The sequence below is a fragment of the Alteraurantiacibacter palmitatis genome, from assembly GCF_037154115.1.
In the GTDB taxonomy this organism is placed as follows: Bacteria; Pseudomonadota; Alphaproteobacteria; order Sphingomonadales; family Sphingomonadaceae; genus Alteraurantiacibacter; species Alteraurantiacibacter palmitatis.
Window position 1 is genome coordinate 40,891 of the sequence record NZ_JBANRO010000001.1, and the last position, 15,392, is coordinate 56,282.

The window sequence follows — 15,392 nt, forward strand, 5'->3', positions numbered from 1 at the left end:
CACATATGAGAGGAATGATCTGGAAAGCGCCATTCGCCGCCGTCGTCGCCGCGTTTCTGGCTATGTTGCCGTCAAACGCGGCGCAGGCGGAGGACGGCTACGATCTGTGGCTGCGCCATGCGCCGCTTGAGGGGGAGGCCCTCGATGCGCTGACAGTTCGACCGCTTGCTGTTGTCAGCGATCAGGCCGGCAATGCCACGGTGGATATCGCGCTTGCCGAATTGCGGGCGGGTCTTTCGAACATGACTGGTCGCGCGGTTGCGACTGCGGCGGAACCGGGGGCCACGCTGATCGCGTTGGATTGCGACCATCCGCAGATCGCCGATGGAGGGGCATTCTCGCTGAATGGATCGTCCAATGGGCTGACCGTCTACGCCTTTGAGCCGCTGGGTTGCCTCTACGGGGCCTATGCGCTGTTGCGAGACCTGGCGCAGGGCACGCCGCTTGGCGAGATCGGCTATTCCGATGCCCCCGCCATGCCGCTCAGGATGCTCAACCATTGGGACAATCCCGATGGCCATGTTGAACGCGGCTATGCCGGGCGGTCGATCTTTGACTGGTGGCATCTGCCGGAGCGGCTGGACCAGCGGATGATCGATTACGCCCGCGCCAATGCCAGCATCGGCATTAACGGCGTGGTGGTGAACAATGTCAACGCGCGCGCCTTCATGCTGGAGCCACGCTATATCGTCAAGTTGGCCCGGCTGGCGGATGCCTGGCGGCCTTACGGTATCCGTGTGTACCTTTCGGCGCGTTTCAGTGCCCCGCGCGACATTGGCGGATTGCCGACGGCAGACCCGCTTGACCCCGCCGTACGCGCCTGGTGGAAAGCCAAGGCGGACGAGATTTACGCCGCCATCCCCGACTTTGGCGGCTTTCTGGTCAAGGCCAATTCCGAAGGCCAGCCCGGCCCGCAGGATTACGGCCGCACCCATGCCGATGGCGCCAACATGATGGCTGAAGCGCTGGGCGACCGGGGCACAGTGATCTGGCGCGCCTTCGTTTATTCCGAATTCGATGACACTGACCGTCACGCGCAGGCCTATGCCGAATTCGTGCCGCTGGACGGGCAGTTTGCGCCGAATGTCATTGTGCAGGTGAAGAACGGCGCAATCGATTTTCAGCCGCGCGAACCGTTCCACCCCATGTTCGGCGCCATGCCCAATACGCGGCTGATGCTGGAAGCCCAGATTACCAAGGAATATCTCGGCTTTGCCAGCCACCTCGCCTTTCTCGCCCCCATGTGGGAGGAGGTGCTGGAGGCCGATACCGGACACGGGGCCACAGTGGCTGAAGTCGTCGCCCCCGTCGGTATGGCAGGCGTCGCCAATACCGGATCGGACCGCAACTGGTCGGGTTCCGATTTCGATCAGGCGAACTGGTATGCCTTTGGCCGGCTGGCGTGGGATCCTTCACTTTCCAGCGAAACGATCGCGCGCGAATGGGCCGCGCAGACATTCAGCCGCGCGCCCGCTTTCCTCGATTCCGTGGTACCCATGATGCTGGGCAGCCGCGAGGCGGTGGTCGATTACATGACGCCGCTGGGCCTCGCCCATCTGATGGATACCGGCCACCATTACGGCCCTGCACCGTGGGTGTGCGATCTGGAACGGCCCGAATGGAACCCGTGCTATTACCACCGCGCCGATGCCCACGGCATCGGGTTTGACCGCACGGAACGCGGCACCCATGCCCTTGCGCAATATGCACCCTCTGTGGCGGCGCAATGGGCCGATCCGGCCACGACCGATCCGATCTGGCTGCTGTGGTTCCACCGCGTCAGCTGGGATCACCCCATGCCGTCAGGGCGCAGCCTGTGGGCCGAACTGGTGCACCGCTATGACAGCGGGGTTGCCGCTGTCGATGCCATGGCGGCCACATGGGCTGACCTTGCGCCCTATGTCGATGCGCAGCGCCACCGCGCGGTTACCGAAAACCTGGCCATTCAGGCGAACGAGGCGCGCTGGTGGCGCGATGCCAGCCTCGCCTATTGGCAATCGGTGAACGGGCGCGAATTGCCGGCCGGAACGCCGTCGCCGGCGCACGCGCTGGATTACTACCGCTCGCTGACTTTCCCGGAAGCACCCGGAAATTGAGTTCGCGGCCAACTACAATTGTGAACGGACGCTTGCGGGGCTGGGGATAGCAGGTCTATGGCGATAGTGATGACACAAGAGGGGCAGACGGGTTCCAAACGCAGGACGCGCGGCGCACGCCGCCATCTTGGCGCGCCCACCATTGCTGACGTCGCGCGGGAGGCGAATTGCTCCCCCATGACGGTCAGCCGTGTCATCAATTCCGAAGGCAATGTGCGCGATGCCACCCGCAATCAGGTGATGGCCGCGATTGCCAAGCTGAATTATTCGCCCAACCGCGCCGCACGCAGCCTGGCGGGCGGGGAACAGGTGCGGATCGCCCTGCTGTTCGATAACCCTTCCGCATCCTATCTCAGCGAATTCCTGATGGGCGCGCTGGAAGAAGCCAGCCGCCGCGATGTGCAGCTGGTGGTGCAATCGTGCGAGGATGTGTCCTCCGCCAAGCAATTGGTGCGCAACCTCGCCGAAGGCGGGATCCGTGGCTTCATCCTGCCGCCGCCCCTGTGCGACGATCAGGATGTGCTCAACCTTGTGGCAGAGCTGGATGCGATTGCCGTGGCAGTGGGGCCGGGCCGCGCAGCCGGATCGCAGGGCGCGGTGCTGATCGACGATTTCCAGGCCGCCTATGACATGACGATGCACATCATCGGCCTCGGCCATCGGCGGATCGGCTTCATCATCGGCAACCCGGAACAGGTGGCGGCCGACCGCCGTCTCAACGGCTATCTGGCCGCCTTGCGCGATTCCAAGATTGAGGTCGATGAGCGGCTGATCGTGCAGGGGCGCTTTACCTACCGTTCGGGCATGGACGGGGCGGAGAAGCTGCTTTCGGTTGAGCCGCGACCCACCGCCATTTTCGCCTCCAACGACGACATGGCTGCTGCCACCGTTGCCGTGGCGCATCGGCGCCATCTGGATGTGCCCAACGATATTACCGTCTGCGGGTTCGACGATACCGACATGGCCAGCTCGATCTGGCCCGAACTCACCACGATCCGCCAGCCCATCCGCGAGATGACCGCTTGGGCTGTGGGTGCGATTACCCGGATGATCCGGGCCAAACTGCACGGGGAGAAGGTGCGCCCCGAGCAGGAAACCCTGCCCTATGTGCTGATCCGGCGCGAATCCGATGCCGCGCCCTCGCTCGCCCAGAGCCGCACACGAGGTCAAAGCCCCACGCGAGGGAAATCCAACTAATGCCTGCTGACAATGTGAATGCGGCGCGCCGTTTGCGCAGCCGCGACTGGTTTGACAATCCCGCCCGCATGGACATGACTGCGCTCTATCTGGAGCGGTTCATGAATTACGGCGTCACGCCCGAAGAACTGCGCAGCGGCAAACCGATCATCGGCATTGCCCAAAGCGGCAGCGACCTGTCCCCCTGCAACCGCATCCATGTCGATCTGGCCAAGCGCACGCGCGATGGCATCCGCGATGCCGGCGGCATCCCCATCGAATTTCCGGTGCACCCGATCTTCGAGAACTGCCGCCGCCCTACCGCCGCACTTGATCGCAACCTGCTCTATCTGGGGCTGGTGGAACTGCTCAACGGCTATCCGCTCGACGGCGTGGTGCTGACCACCGGCTGCGACAAGACCACACCCAGCCAGATCATGGCGGCATCCACCGTGGATATTCCCGCCATCGTCCTGTCGGGCGGGCCGATGCTGGATGGCTGGCATGAAGGCGAACTGGTGGGCAGCGGCACGGTGATCTGGCGCAGCCGCCGCAAGTTGGCCGCGGGCGAGATTGACGAGGAGGAATTCCTAGATCGTGCCACTTCCAGCGCGCCGAGCGCGGGGCATTGCAATTCGATGGGCACGGCCAGCACGATGAATGCGGTGGCCGAGGCGCTTGGCCTCTCGCTTACCGGCTGCGCGGCAATCCCCGCGCCTTACCGTGAACGCGGGCAGATGGCCTATCGCACTGGCGTGCGGATCGTGGAAATGGTGCTGGAAGATCTGCGTCCGTCCAAGATCCTGACGCGTGAAGCCTTCGAAAATGCGGTGGCCGTGGTCAGCGCGTGCGGCGGGTCGAGCAATGCGCAGCCGCATATTCAGGCGATGGCCGCCCATGCCGGCGTCGATCTGCCCACCAGCGTGTGGCAGGATCACGGTTATGATCTGCCTCTCCTGCTCAATATGCAGCCAGCGGGCAAATATCTGGGCGAACGGTTCCACCGGGCAGGCGGCGTGCCTGCGATCATGTGGGAATTGCTTCAGGCCGGAAAGCTCCACGCCGATTGCCTGACTTGCACCGGCCGGCCTATCGCGGAAAACCTGGTCGGGCGCGAAAGCACCGACCGCGAGATGATCCGCCCCTTTGCCGATCCGCTGATGGAAAAGGCGGGCTTCATGGTTCTGAAGGGGAATCTGTTCGATTTCGGCGTGCTGAAAACCTCGGTCATCTCGGCCGAGTTTCGGGAACGTTATCTTTCGCGTCCCGGCGCGGAAGGCATTTTCGAAGCGCGCGCGGTGGTGTTTGACGGTTCGGACGATTACCACCACCGCATCAACGACCCCGCGCTCAACATTGACGAGGATTGCATTCTGGTCATTCGCGGATCGGGCGTGATCGGCTGGCCGGGCAGCGCCGAGGTGGTGAATATGCAGCCGCCAGATGCGATGATCCGGCGCGGCGTGTCGTGGCTGCCCACGCTTGGCGACGGGCGGCAATCGGGCACGTCGGACAGTCCCTCCATCCTCAATGTCTCGCCCGAAAGCGCGGTGGGCGGCGGGCTGGCCTGGCTGCGTGACGGCGATATCATCCGCGTCGATCTGAACGAAGGCACCTGCAACGCGCTGGTTGACGAGGCCGAGATCGCCCGCCGTCTGGCCGAGGAACCCGCGCCGCCGATCCTGCCGTCGAACACGCCGTGGGAAGAACTCTACCGCGAAAAGACCGGCCAGCTGGGCGAAGGCGGGGTAATGGAATTCGCGCTGAAATACCGCGGTACCGCGCAGAAGGGCTTGCCGCGCCACAATCACTGATGTGCGGTAAAGATCTGAATATAAAATCAAAGGGCGGGAATCGAATCCCGCCCTTTTGCTTTGCCTCAGTCTGCGCTGATCGTCATTTCCAGCATCGTGCTGCACCCTGGCGGCAGATGGGTCATCGCGGCCGGATTCTGGTTCAGCGCGTCCGGCACATGGCTCACCGGCTCAAGGCACAATTGCCCGCCGCCGTTGAATAGGTGAAGGCAGGGCGCGCCGCGTGCGGTCAGGGTGATGGCCCCCAGATCATCGGACACCGTGGCGATGCCATCCCAGCCGGTAAAGCAATGGTCGATCAGGCTATCGGGCAGGCGCGACCCTTGCGCAAAATCGGCAAAGCTGTCTGCCGCCCCAATTTGCCCTGTAGGGATCAGATCGTCGCCCACGCGCACCACCCCGCTTGCGCCAAAGCGCACCACGCTCTCCGGGCGGCGGCGAAGATAGGGATGCAGGCCAAGACCGCACGGCATCATCCGGCCCGACAGATTGGTGAGATCGAGCGAGACGGCCATCCCGCGCGGCCCCAGGCGGATGCGCTGGCGCGCGTGATAGGCAAAGGGCCAGCCGCCCGCGCCATCATGGCGGTGTTCCAGCGTGGCCTTGAACGCCGCCTGCGCGGTCACCTGCCACGGCTGCTCCCAGCCGATGCCGTGCAGCGCGCATTCCTCGGGCGGGAAATTGCGCGGCAATTGCACCTGCTGCCCATCATGCACAAAGCGCGCGCCCGCAATCCGGTTGGCAAAGGGCACCAGCGGAAAACATCCGCTTTCCAGCGGATTGGCAGATCCTTCGGGCAGGGGGCGCAGCACATCCACGCTATCGCGGCGCAGGAAGGCAATCGCGCCCCCCGCCTGCGGGAGCACACCCGCTTCCCATCCACCTGCGGCAAGTTTCACCAGATCAGCAGTCACACTCAGCCCTTCGCCTTGGCCGCATGGGTGCGGACGGCCTGCAACATCGCGGTATCGGTATCGAACAGGCCATACCAGCCCTGCGGCTCGTGCGGCGGATCGCCCATATAGGCCAGATCACCGTCGCGGAAAGCGTAGTCGGGATGCGCGGCGCGCGCTTCCCCGTTCCAGGCCCAGAAATTGCTGCCTTGAATGGGGCCGCCATTCGCCCAGCTTTCCTCCACCGCGTCATAGATGGTCTGGTAGTAGAGCTGCCGGAAATCAGTGCTGGCGGCGGGATCGCGCGCTTCGCCATCGCGGGGGAAGCCGAATTCCTCGATCAGCAGCGGCTTGTCCAGCGTGCGGGCGATATCGCTGTGCGTGGTCAGGTAATCCACCACTTTCACGCGCCCCTCGGGCCAGGTGCCCGCAAGGTCATCGCCTTTCACCCAGCCCCAGTTGAGCGGCCAGATATGCGCGGTGAGGTAATCGACCTCGCCATGCGCCTCGGCCACCAGCCCGGCATCGCCATTGGTCGCCTGCGTGCCTTCCTGCCCAAGGCTGACCATGTGATTGGCGTCGCGCGCACGAATGAGCGCGGCGCTTTCGGATATCCAGCGCAGATAGGCGTCGCGGTTGGCGGCAATTGCCGCATCGCTGCCGCCGGGGCGTGGTTCATTCGCCAATTGCCAGCTCATGATCGCCGGGTCTTCGGCATAGGGCAGGCCGGTGATGCTGTTGGTGCGTGACACCAGGCTGGAGAGATGCGCGTGGTACAGCTCCACTGCGGCCGGATTGGCATAGAACCGCGCGGTTGCATCGGCAAAGGCGGGCCAGGGATGCGCCGGATCGCCCATGTCCATGTGGCTGCCCGTTACGCGCGCCAGCAGGGTTTGCAGCCCGCCCGACCACTCCCAGAAATTGGACAGAACCAGCACCGCGGTCATCCCGCGCTTGCCAATCTCGGCCAAGGCGAAATCCAGCCCTTCGATCAGCGCCGTGTTCACGCTGCCATCGGCGCGGGTCATGCCCGGCTTGATCGAATTCTTCAGCGGGCCTTCCTCGGCCGCGGCCATGATGCGCAGATTGTTGAGGCCAAGGGCTGCCAGCCGATCGAGTTCACGCAGAAGGCGCGGGCGGTTGCCATAGGGGGCATCCGCGCCGAGCCATGCCGCATACCACATATTCGCGCCAGCCACGCGGTAGGGTGCACCGCCGCGCACCAATTGCTGGCCCTGGCGGCGGATAAATCCGGGTGCAGGGCCATCGGCAGCACCGGCGCTGCATCCGCCCAGCCACAGCGAGGCCAGCCCCGCCGCGCTGCCTGCCATCAGGGTGCGGCGGTCGATCTTCACTGCGCGATCTCCAGCTCGAAACCGGGCACGGGCAGATCGCGCCCGTCATACAGATTGACCACCGGCGCATCGGACCAGGCATAGCGCACGCGGGTGGCAGGCTGCCAGTCCGCTGCGATCAGCATCTTGTCACCCCACAGCGCGGGCAGCACAAAGCGGCAGCTTTCCTGCGCATCTCCGCACAATTCCACCCCCAGCGCATAGGGGCCGCCATAAGCGGTCAAGCCGCCTTCGACGCCGCTGAAGGTGATGGTGATCGTATCGCCTTCGCGCGTAGCGCTGACCGGCTGCGGCAGCGCGACGCCCTGCGCCGCCATGGCGAGGCGCAGGCCCAGCACGTTCTTGTTGGCAGGGTGAATGTCGCTGGGTTCGCCAATGTCGATGGCCGTTACCAGCGCGGCATTGCCATCGGCCAGCACGCCCTGCCGCTGTTCCTCGCGCAAGGTGGCCCAGCCCGATGCGACCGGCGCGCTCACCCGGCGGCCGTAATCGGCCAGTTGCACCACCAGCATCCGCGCCTGATCGCCAAATTGCGCCCGCCATCCGGCGAAAAGGTGGGTGAGGCGCGTATCATAGCCAGCCTGTCCCACATCGCTCTCGCCCTGATACCAGGCCACGCCTGCCAGCCGCATCCCGCCAAGTGGCGCGATCATCGCATTATGCATCACGCCAAATCCGGCAATTGCATCCCACGGCGCCCGCGGCGGCATCTCGCTGATTGCGCCGACCGAATAGTCCCAATCCGCGCCAAGCGGGATCGGCTCGCCCCCTGCCGGGGTCACTTGCAGCCGTTCGGGCCCTCCGAAAAAGCCGCCCGTGTCCCAGTTGTTGCTGGCAGCGATCAGGACGGTGTTTTCCCCCTCGCGCAGATATTCGCGCGGCACGCGGTAATTGCGTTCCACCCCCCAGCCGAATGTGTAGCCCACCGGAAGGCCGTTGACCCAGGTCAGATCAAGATCGTCAATCGCGCCAATCGCCAGCATGGCATCGCCTGCCGCCACCTGTTCCGCTGTCAGCGTGAAAGTCTGACGCAGCCACACATTGGCCGCGGGCTGGGTGTCGAGCCCGGTGCCCGTCCAGCTGTTCCAGAAGGAGAATTGCGGGATCGGCTGCCAGGTCAGGCTGTCCGGATCGGTCCACGGTTCGTTCCCGTTATCGCCTGCGCGCCACCAGGCATACCATTGCGGCACGAACGCCTGCGCTGCGGCGAGCGGATCGCGCTGGTAAAGCTGCAACAGCTCTGCAGCTTCGGCGCCATAGAGTTCCCGGACCGCCTCAGGACTCATCCAGGCGCTCGACGCCGAACCGCCCCAGTTGGAATGGACAAGGCCCACCGGCACGCCAAGATCGGCGCGCAATTGCTTGCCCATGAAGAAGCAGGCGGCGGAAAACTGTTCCACCGTTTCGGCAGTTGCCGCTTGCCATGCAACCGGCGCGCCGAAAGCATCCTGCTCGGTCGCGGCGGTGAATTGCGGCACTTTCAGCAGGCGCATCTGTGGATCGGCCGCGCGGCGCAGCTCGCTTCCCGTGTTGAGCGCGCGCGCCACGGGCAATTCCATGTTGGACTGGCCCGAACACAGCCAGACATCGCCGATCAGCACATCGCTCACCACCGTCTCGCCGCTGGCATCGGCCAGCCGCAGGGTGAGTGGATCGGTGGAAGCCTCGCGCGCGGCGAAGGTCAGGCGAAAGCGCCCTTCGGCATCGGCGCGGGTAATGCTGCGTTCCGTGCCCAGCGTGCCGGTAACTTCCGCGCCGGGGGATGAACGGCCGTCGATGACGATCGGCTGACCGCGTTGCAGAACCATGTGATCGCCATAGGCAGCGCCGGGTTGCGGCGCGGCCTGCACCGCCAGAGGAGACGCGCTGGCGGCGAGCAGGGCGCCCGCCGCAGCTGCAACGGTAGTCGACTTGGCGATTGCGGCCATTATTGATCCAGTCTCCCAAATGTCCCGGAACTTTGCCCGGCGACGCAAAAGCAATCTATCCCAGCTTGACCCGTGCCTGCGCGAACCCGGCGACGGGGGAATCAAACGCCAGCAGGCTGCCTGCATGGGGGAATTGCGCAAATTCCCCTTCCTCCAGATTCTTGGTCGCTGTGGTGACGAAGGCGGTGCGGAAATCCGCGCCGCCCAGACACATCTTGGTTATATCCCTCGCTTCGAACTCCACCTCGGCCACCACATCACCGTCGGGAGAGAATCGGGCGACGCGGCTGCCGAGGTAGAGTCCGGTCCAGACATGGTCTTCGGCATCTACTACCGGACCATCGGGAAAGGCATTGGGATAAAGCGCACCGGTATCGGCGAAGAGGCGAGCCTCTCCCACACCCGATGCGGAAAGTGGGGCGACCATGATCTTCTGCCCCGTTGTATCGGTGAAATAGATGCGGTCGCCCGCCGCACTGACAGCTGGGCCGTTGGTGATCGAAATGCCCGATGGGCCAGCGGGGCGGATATCGCCGCGGTCGAACACATAGAAACGGCCCGAGGCCTGATTTTCGCTGTCGTCCATCGAACCGAACCACACGCGGCCCCACGGATCGGTGCAGGCATCGTTGAGGCGGTTGTGCGCCGGTTCGCCCGGCACCTCCATCAGCTTCTCAAAACGCTGATGCGCGGGATCGAAGGTATAAAGCCCGTCCTTCAGCCCGCACAGCAGCAGGCCATCATCGGCAGGAAGCGCCCAGCCGATCTGCTCCGGCGCTTCGGCCATGGCATTGCTGCCGGTTGCCGGGTCGTAATGCCACAACCGGTGCTGCTTGATATCGACAAACCAGACGATTGCGCGTTCGGCATCCCAGAACGCGCCTTCGCCCAGCTTGCTGCCGACATCGATCAGCTGGCGAGGCCGCGCCGAAGAGGTCAGGTTTACCGCCATCCGGCATCCACCCAATAGTTGTGCGCGGTGCAGAAGCGCGCATCGTCGCTGGCAAGGAACAGCGCCATGGCGGCGATGTCAGCGGGCTGGATGCGCCCGTCGAGGCATTGCGCGGCCACGATCTCGGCCTCGCCTTCGGGCGTGTACCACTTCATCTGGCGCGGGGTCTGCACATTGCCGGGGATGATCGCGTTGACGCGGATATTGTCGCGGCCCAGTTCGCGCGCCAGGCTGCGTGTCAGCCCTTCGATAGCGGCCTTTGCGGTCTGATAGATCACCAGATCCTTCAGCCCCAGATGCCAGCTGATCGACCCCAGATTGACGATCGAGCCGCCACCTGCCGCGCGCAGCGCCGGAACGGCGGCCTTCGCGGCAAAAAACTGGTGCTTCAGGTTTACCGCCATGCGCTCGTCCCAATATTCGGGCGTCACATCGTCGAAACTGTGCCGGTCGTCGCTGGCGGCATTGTTGATCAACACATCGCACCCGCCCAGCCGCTCGATCAGATGGCCGATCTTCGCGCCGTAATCGGCGCAATCGGTAATGTCGCAGGCGACAAAGATCGGCGGGATCGAGGCATCGGCAAGACGGCCCACCAAAGCAGCGCTCGGCTCTTCCTGAATATCGACAAAGGCCACCGCCGCACCCTGACGGGCAAAGGCTTCCACAATGCCTTCGCCGATGCCCGAACCGCCGCCGCTTACCAGTACTTTCTTACCGGCCAGGCTGGGGTAAATCGCCCCCTGCGCCACTGGCCGCAACATCCCCTCAGCCATCTGGCTCAGTCTCCTGTGTAGACCGTCTTCACGGTCGTGTAGAATTCCACTGCGGCAAAGCCCTGCTCGCGCGCGCCATAGCTCGACCCGCGCGTGCCGCCGAAGGGCACGTGGTAATCGACGCCGGCAGTGGGAAGATTGATCATCACCATGCCCGCCTTCACATTGCGGCGGAAATGCCGCGCGCGCGCAAGGCTGCTGGTGACGATGCCCGACGAAAGGCCAAAATTGCCGCGATTGGCCTGTTCCAGCGCCTCGTCATAATTCTTCACGCGGATGGTGGAGACGACGGGGCCGAAAACCTCTTCATTGTTGATGCGCATATCGGGATTGGTATCCGCGATTACGGTGGGCTGCATGAAATAGCCGCTGGTTTCGGCCTTCACCGCCTCGCCGCCGCCGGCCAGACGCCCGCCTTCGTCGCAGGCAATCGCGACATAGCGGAAGTTCTGCTCAAGCTGCTGCTCGCTGGCGGCAGGGCCGACCTGCGTGGAGGGATCAAGCGCCGGGCCGACCTTCAGGCTCTTCGCCTTTTCGGCCAAAGCGGCGACGAAGGCATCGTGGATGCCGTCTTCCACGATCACGCGGCTGGATGCGGTGCAGCGCTGGCCGGTCTGGAAGAAACCGCCATCCGCGGCAATCGCCACCGCCTTGTCGAGATCGGCATCGTTGAGGATGACGAGCGGGTTCTTGCCGCCCATTTCCATCTGCACCTTCGCGCCGCGCTTCATTGCCGCCAGACCCACCGCGCCGCCAACCTGCTGGCTGCCGGTGAAGCTGATCGCGGCCACATCTTCGTGATCCACGATCGCGCGGCCCACATCGCCGCGGCCGAGCACCAGGTTGAACACGCCCGCCGGGATGCCTGCCTCATGAATGATTTCCGCCAGGGCATAGGCCATGGTCGGGGTAACATTGGCGGGCTTCAGCACCACCGAATTGCCGAACGCCATCGCGGGCGCAGCCTTCCATGCGGGGATGGCGATGGGGAAGTTCCACGGCGTGATCAGGCCAACAACGCCCAGCGCCTCGCGATGGGTGGCGACATCAAGGCCGGGCCGCGTCGATTCCAGCGTCAGGCCATGGCGGCGCAGCGCTTCGCCAGAGAAATAGCGGAAGATGCGCGCGGCGCGCAGCACTTCGCCCATACCTTCGGCCCGCAGCTTGCCTTCTTCGCGCGCCAGCAATTCGCCCAGTTCCGCCGCACGGGCGAAGAGGGCCGAGGCAACCTTTTCCAGCAGATCGGAACGCACTTCGGGCGAGGCATTGGCCCAGGCCGGCTGCGCCGCCTTTGCCGCGGCAACAGCAGCGTCAACATCAGCCGCCGTCCCATCAGGGAAACGGGCGACGATGTCGCTGGTATCGGACGGGTTGATGCTCTCCAGCGCGTCGCTCGCGCCGGTGAACTCGCCACCGATATAGTGGGAAAGGATACGGTTGGTCATGAAACTCCTCAGATGCGGTCGATCAGGCCGCGCGCGGCCAGGTTGCGCACGAATTCGCTGATGCCCATGGTCCAGGCCGGTGCATCGCGCGATGTCGTGACGGTGTTTTGCAGCGTGCCGATACGCGGCGAGCTGATGGTAACGGTATCACCCACTTTGTGTGTAAAGCCGGCGCCCGGCGTGTCGCGATCCTGCGTGGGCGCGAACAGCGTGCCGCAGAACAGCACGAAACCATCTGGATAATGATGCTCGGACAGGCACTGCGCGACAAGCTCGGTGGGATCGCGGCTGATCTGCCCCATGTCGTTGGTGCCTTCCAGCCGGTAGCCTTCGGGCCCGTCGATCTGCAATTCCACCTTGGCGGTGCGGACATCGTCCAGTGTGAAGCCATCGTCGAACAGGCGGATGAAGGGGCCGATGGCGCAGCTGGCATTGTTGTCCTTCGCCTTGGAAAGGAGCAGCGCGCTGCGTCCTTCGAAATCGCGCAGGTTCACGTCATTGCCCAGCGTCGCGCCCACGATTTCGCCATGCGCATCGCACACCAGCACCACTTCGGGTTCGGGATTGTTCCAGCTCGAATCGCTGCGCACGCCGATCAGCGCGCCGGTGCCCACGGTGGAGAGCGTGGGGGACTTGGAGAAAATCTCCGCATCGGGGCCAATCGCCACTTCGAGATATTGCGACCACATCCCTTCTGCAATCAGCGCGGCCTTGAGTTCGGCGGCCTCGGCGCTGCCGGGGACGACCGAGCGGATGCCCGCGCCGACCTTGTCTTCCAGCGTGGCGCGAATCGCTTCGGCGGCGTTCGCGTCGCCGCGCGCCCGTTCCTCGATCACGCGCTCGATAGCGGAAAGGGCAAAGGTCACGCCGGCGGCCTTTACCGCCTGCAGATCAATGGGGGAAAGCAGGCTCCAGCCTTCGGGCAGGCCATCTGCCACGGCGCCGATATCCTGGCCGCCATCGAATATGCGGCGCGCCACCGCACCAGCGGATGTCGCCACGGTTTCAGTCAGATCGAAAAGACGGCCGCCGCGAATCGCTAGAACACGCGGGCCATCAGGCCCCTGCGCGCGGCCAATGAAATGTCCTGCCGCATAGTCAGCGGGCAAATACTGGGTCACTTCGGCTACCATTGCCGTGAATTCCTCCCCCTTGATAGCGCTACCATAAGATGCCTAAAAGGTTCCGGCAAGGGCAAACACCCAAGGTTTGCGCCAAAGGGAGAAGTTGAATGCGTAAAAGGCTGACAGGTTTATCGATTGCGGCGCTGGCATGGGTTCTGGCTTCCCCGGCGATCGCGCAGCCCGCCGGAGCTGAGCGGATCGCGGCACGGGTCGGGCCGACCGCCCAGTTCGATTTTCTCGAATACCGCGCCACGGGCGAGGCGCCGGCCACGCCGGCTGATTCGTTCCGCAATCCGGTGCTGCCCGGTTTCCAGCCTGACCCGTCCATCGTGCGGGTGGGAGATGATTTCTATCTCACCAATTCCACCTTCAGCTGGTATCCCGGCCTGCCGATCTATCACAGCCGCGATCTGGTGAACTGGAACCTGATCGGCCACGCGATCGACCGCCCCGGCATGGTCGATTTCAGCGGGCTGGGCACGAATCGCGCGCTGTTCGCGCCAGCCATCACCTATGGCCATGGCAAGTTCTGGATCGTGAACACCTGCATCGAATGCGACAACAACTTCGTGATCACCGCCGACCGACCCGAAGGCCCGTGGAGCGATCCGGTATGGCTGCCTTTCGGCGGGATCGACCCTTCGCTCTATTTCGACGAGGACGGCACCACCTGGATCACCTATAACGATGCGCCGGCGGTGGAGCCGCGTTACGAAGGCCACCGTGCGATCTGGATCCAGCAGTTCTTCCCCGAAACCATGACCATGGCCGAGGAGCGCACGCTGCTGGTCGATGGCGGGGTGAACCCGGCGGAAAACCCGATCTGGGCCGAAGGACCGCATATCTACAAGGTGGGCGACTGGTATTACCTGCTGACAGCAGAGGGCGGCACGGCCGACCAGCATTCGCAGACGATCTACCGTTCGCGTGAACTGACCGGCCCCTATACGCCGGGCCCGATCAACCCGATCCTGACCCAGCGCAACATGGACCCCAATCGCCCCGACCGGGTGGAAGCCACCGGCCATGCCGATGCGGTGGAACTGGATGACGGCACCTGGTGGGGCGTGTTCCTCGCCACCCGTCCCTTTGCCGGGCAATCGACCCTGATGGGCCGCGAGACCTTCCTGCTGCCGATGAAGTGGGAAGATGGCTGGCCGCGCTTCCTTGATCCGGGCGAATATGTGCCCGCCGTGGTGAAGCGGCCCAACCTGCCGCGTTTCAACGGCACCGACTGGAGCCGGTATCGCGACGATTTCAACGGCGCGCTGTCCGGCGAATGGATCGCCTTGCGCACCCCGGTGGCCATGCAGCAATGGGGCGTCGATTCGTCCGCCGGGCAATTGTGGGTGACCGCCGGGCCGGATGCGGCGGGCAGCCTGGGCCGTCCGTCCTTTACCGGGCGCCGCCTGCGCCACCATGAAGCCGAAGTGACCACGCGCGTCAGCTTTGCGCCGGGCGCGCAGGGCGATTTCGCGGGCCTGCTCGCCTTCATGGACGAAGGGCATTTCCTGGCCTTTGGCGTCGAAGGCACGGGGCAGGGCCGCGAGATGGTGGCGCGGTTGCGCCATGATCCGCAGCATGGCGAACGCGGCGAAGTGGTCGCGCGCGCGCCGCTGCCGGGCAATGGCGCGGTTGACCTGCGCCTGAATCTCGATGGCGGGCAGGCCAATCTGGCCTTCCGCGCCGCAGGTTCGCGCACTTGGCAGAACTTGGGCAACACGCTGAATGTGGAGCCGCTGTCCTCCATTCACGCAGGCCTCTTTACGGGAGTGGTGATCGGCCCCTATGCAGTAGCCGGGGAGTAATGTGCGAAAGGGGCGCTCCTGACGG

General features: G+C 64.5%; 11 protein-coding genes. 4 read left to right on the plus strand and 7 right to left on the minus strand.

Annotated elements, in window-relative coordinates; genetic code table 11:
- Positions 1-5 precede the first annotated feature (5 nt).
- The 3 genes from WFP44_RS00150 to WFP44_RS00160 all read left to right on the plus strand — a co-directional run bounded on the left by WFP44_RS00150 (position 6) and on the right by WFP44_RS00160 (position 5,086).
- The gene (locus WFP44_RS00150; RefSeq protein ID WP_419716502.1) at positions 6-2,096 is read left to right on the plus strand and encodes an alpha-glucuronidase; all 2,091 of its coding nucleotides are present in this window, start codon (positions 6-8) and stop codon (positions 2,094-2,096) included.
- A 69-nt stretch (positions 2,097-2,165) separates the two neighbouring features.
- Positions 2,166-3,293: a LacI family DNA-binding transcriptional regulator gene (locus WFP44_RS00155; protein WP_377923120.1), complete on the plus strand. Its 1,128-nt coding sequence runs from the start codon at positions 2,166-2,168 to the stop codon at positions 3,291-3,293.
- The gene (locus WFP44_RS00160; protein ID WP_336924312.1) at positions 3,293-5,086 is read left to right on the plus strand and encodes an IlvD/Edd family dehydratase; all 1,794 of its coding nucleotides are present in this window, start codon (positions 3,293-3,295) and stop codon (positions 5,084-5,086) included. Before WFP44_RS00155 ends, WFP44_RS00160 begins: the two co-directional genes overlap by 1 nt.
- Before the next feature lie 65 nt (positions 5,087-5,151).
- On the opposite strand, the gene WFP44_RS00165 is transcribed toward WFP44_RS00160, so the two are convergent.
- The 7 genes from WFP44_RS00165 to WFP44_RS00195 are packed head-to-tail and all read right to left on the minus strand — an operon-like array spanning position 5,152 to position 13,568.
- Positions 5,152-6,000 (minus strand): aldose 1-epimerase, encoded by an 849-nt coding sequence (locus WFP44_RS00165; protein WP_336924313.1) that lies wholly within the window; start codon positions 5,998-6,000, stop codon positions 5,152-5,154.
- Between the two features lie 2 nt (positions 6,001-6,002).
- Complete coding sequence (locus tag WFP44_RS00170; protein WP_336924314.1) at positions 6,003-7,334, minus strand: glycoside hydrolase 5 family protein; 1,332 nt, start codon at positions 7,332-7,334, stop codon at positions 6,003-6,005.
- The gene (locus WFP44_RS00175; protein WP_336924315.1) at positions 7,331-9,262 is read right to left on the minus strand and encodes a sialate O-acetylesterase; all 1,932 of its coding nucleotides are present in this window, start codon (positions 9,260-9,262) and stop codon (positions 7,331-7,333) included. The genes WFP44_RS00170 and WFP44_RS00175 overlap by 4 nt, the downstream gene beginning before the upstream one ends.
- Positions 9,263-9,317: 55 nt before the next feature.
- The gene (locus WFP44_RS00180) at positions 9,318-10,214 is read right to left on the minus strand and encodes an SMP-30/gluconolactonase/LRE family protein (protein ID WP_336924316.1); all 897 of its coding nucleotides are present in this window, start codon (positions 10,212-10,214) and stop codon (positions 9,318-9,320) included.
- Positions 10,205-10,990 (minus strand): D-xylose 1-dehydrogenase, encoded by a 786-nt coding sequence (gene xylB, locus WFP44_RS00185; protein WP_336924317.1) that lies wholly within the window; start codon positions 10,988-10,990, stop codon positions 10,205-10,207. Before xylB ends, WFP44_RS00180 begins: the two co-directional genes overlap by 10 nt.
- A 5-nt stretch (positions 10,991-10,995) precedes the next feature.
- Entirely contained in the window at positions 10,996-12,435 is a 1,440-nt protein-coding gene (locus tag WFP44_RS00190) for an aldehyde dehydrogenase family protein (RefSeq protein WP_336924318.1), read from the minus strand.
- A gap of 8 nt (positions 12,436-12,443) precedes the next feature.
- Positions 12,444-13,568 (minus strand): fumarylacetoacetate hydrolase family protein, encoded by a 1,125-nt coding sequence (locus WFP44_RS00195; RefSeq protein ID WP_336924319.1) that lies wholly within the window; start codon positions 13,566-13,568, stop codon positions 12,444-12,446.
- 98 nt (positions 13,569-13,666) lie between these two features.
- Here WFP44_RS00195 and WFP44_RS00200 point away from each other — a divergent pair, with 98 nt between their 5' ends.
- A complete protein-coding gene (locus WFP44_RS00200; RefSeq protein WP_336924320.1) occupies positions 13,667-15,367 on the plus strand; it encodes a glycoside hydrolase family 43 protein in 1,701 nt (566 codons plus the stop codon).
- The last annotated feature ends 25 nt before the right edge of the window (positions 15,368-15,392 follow it).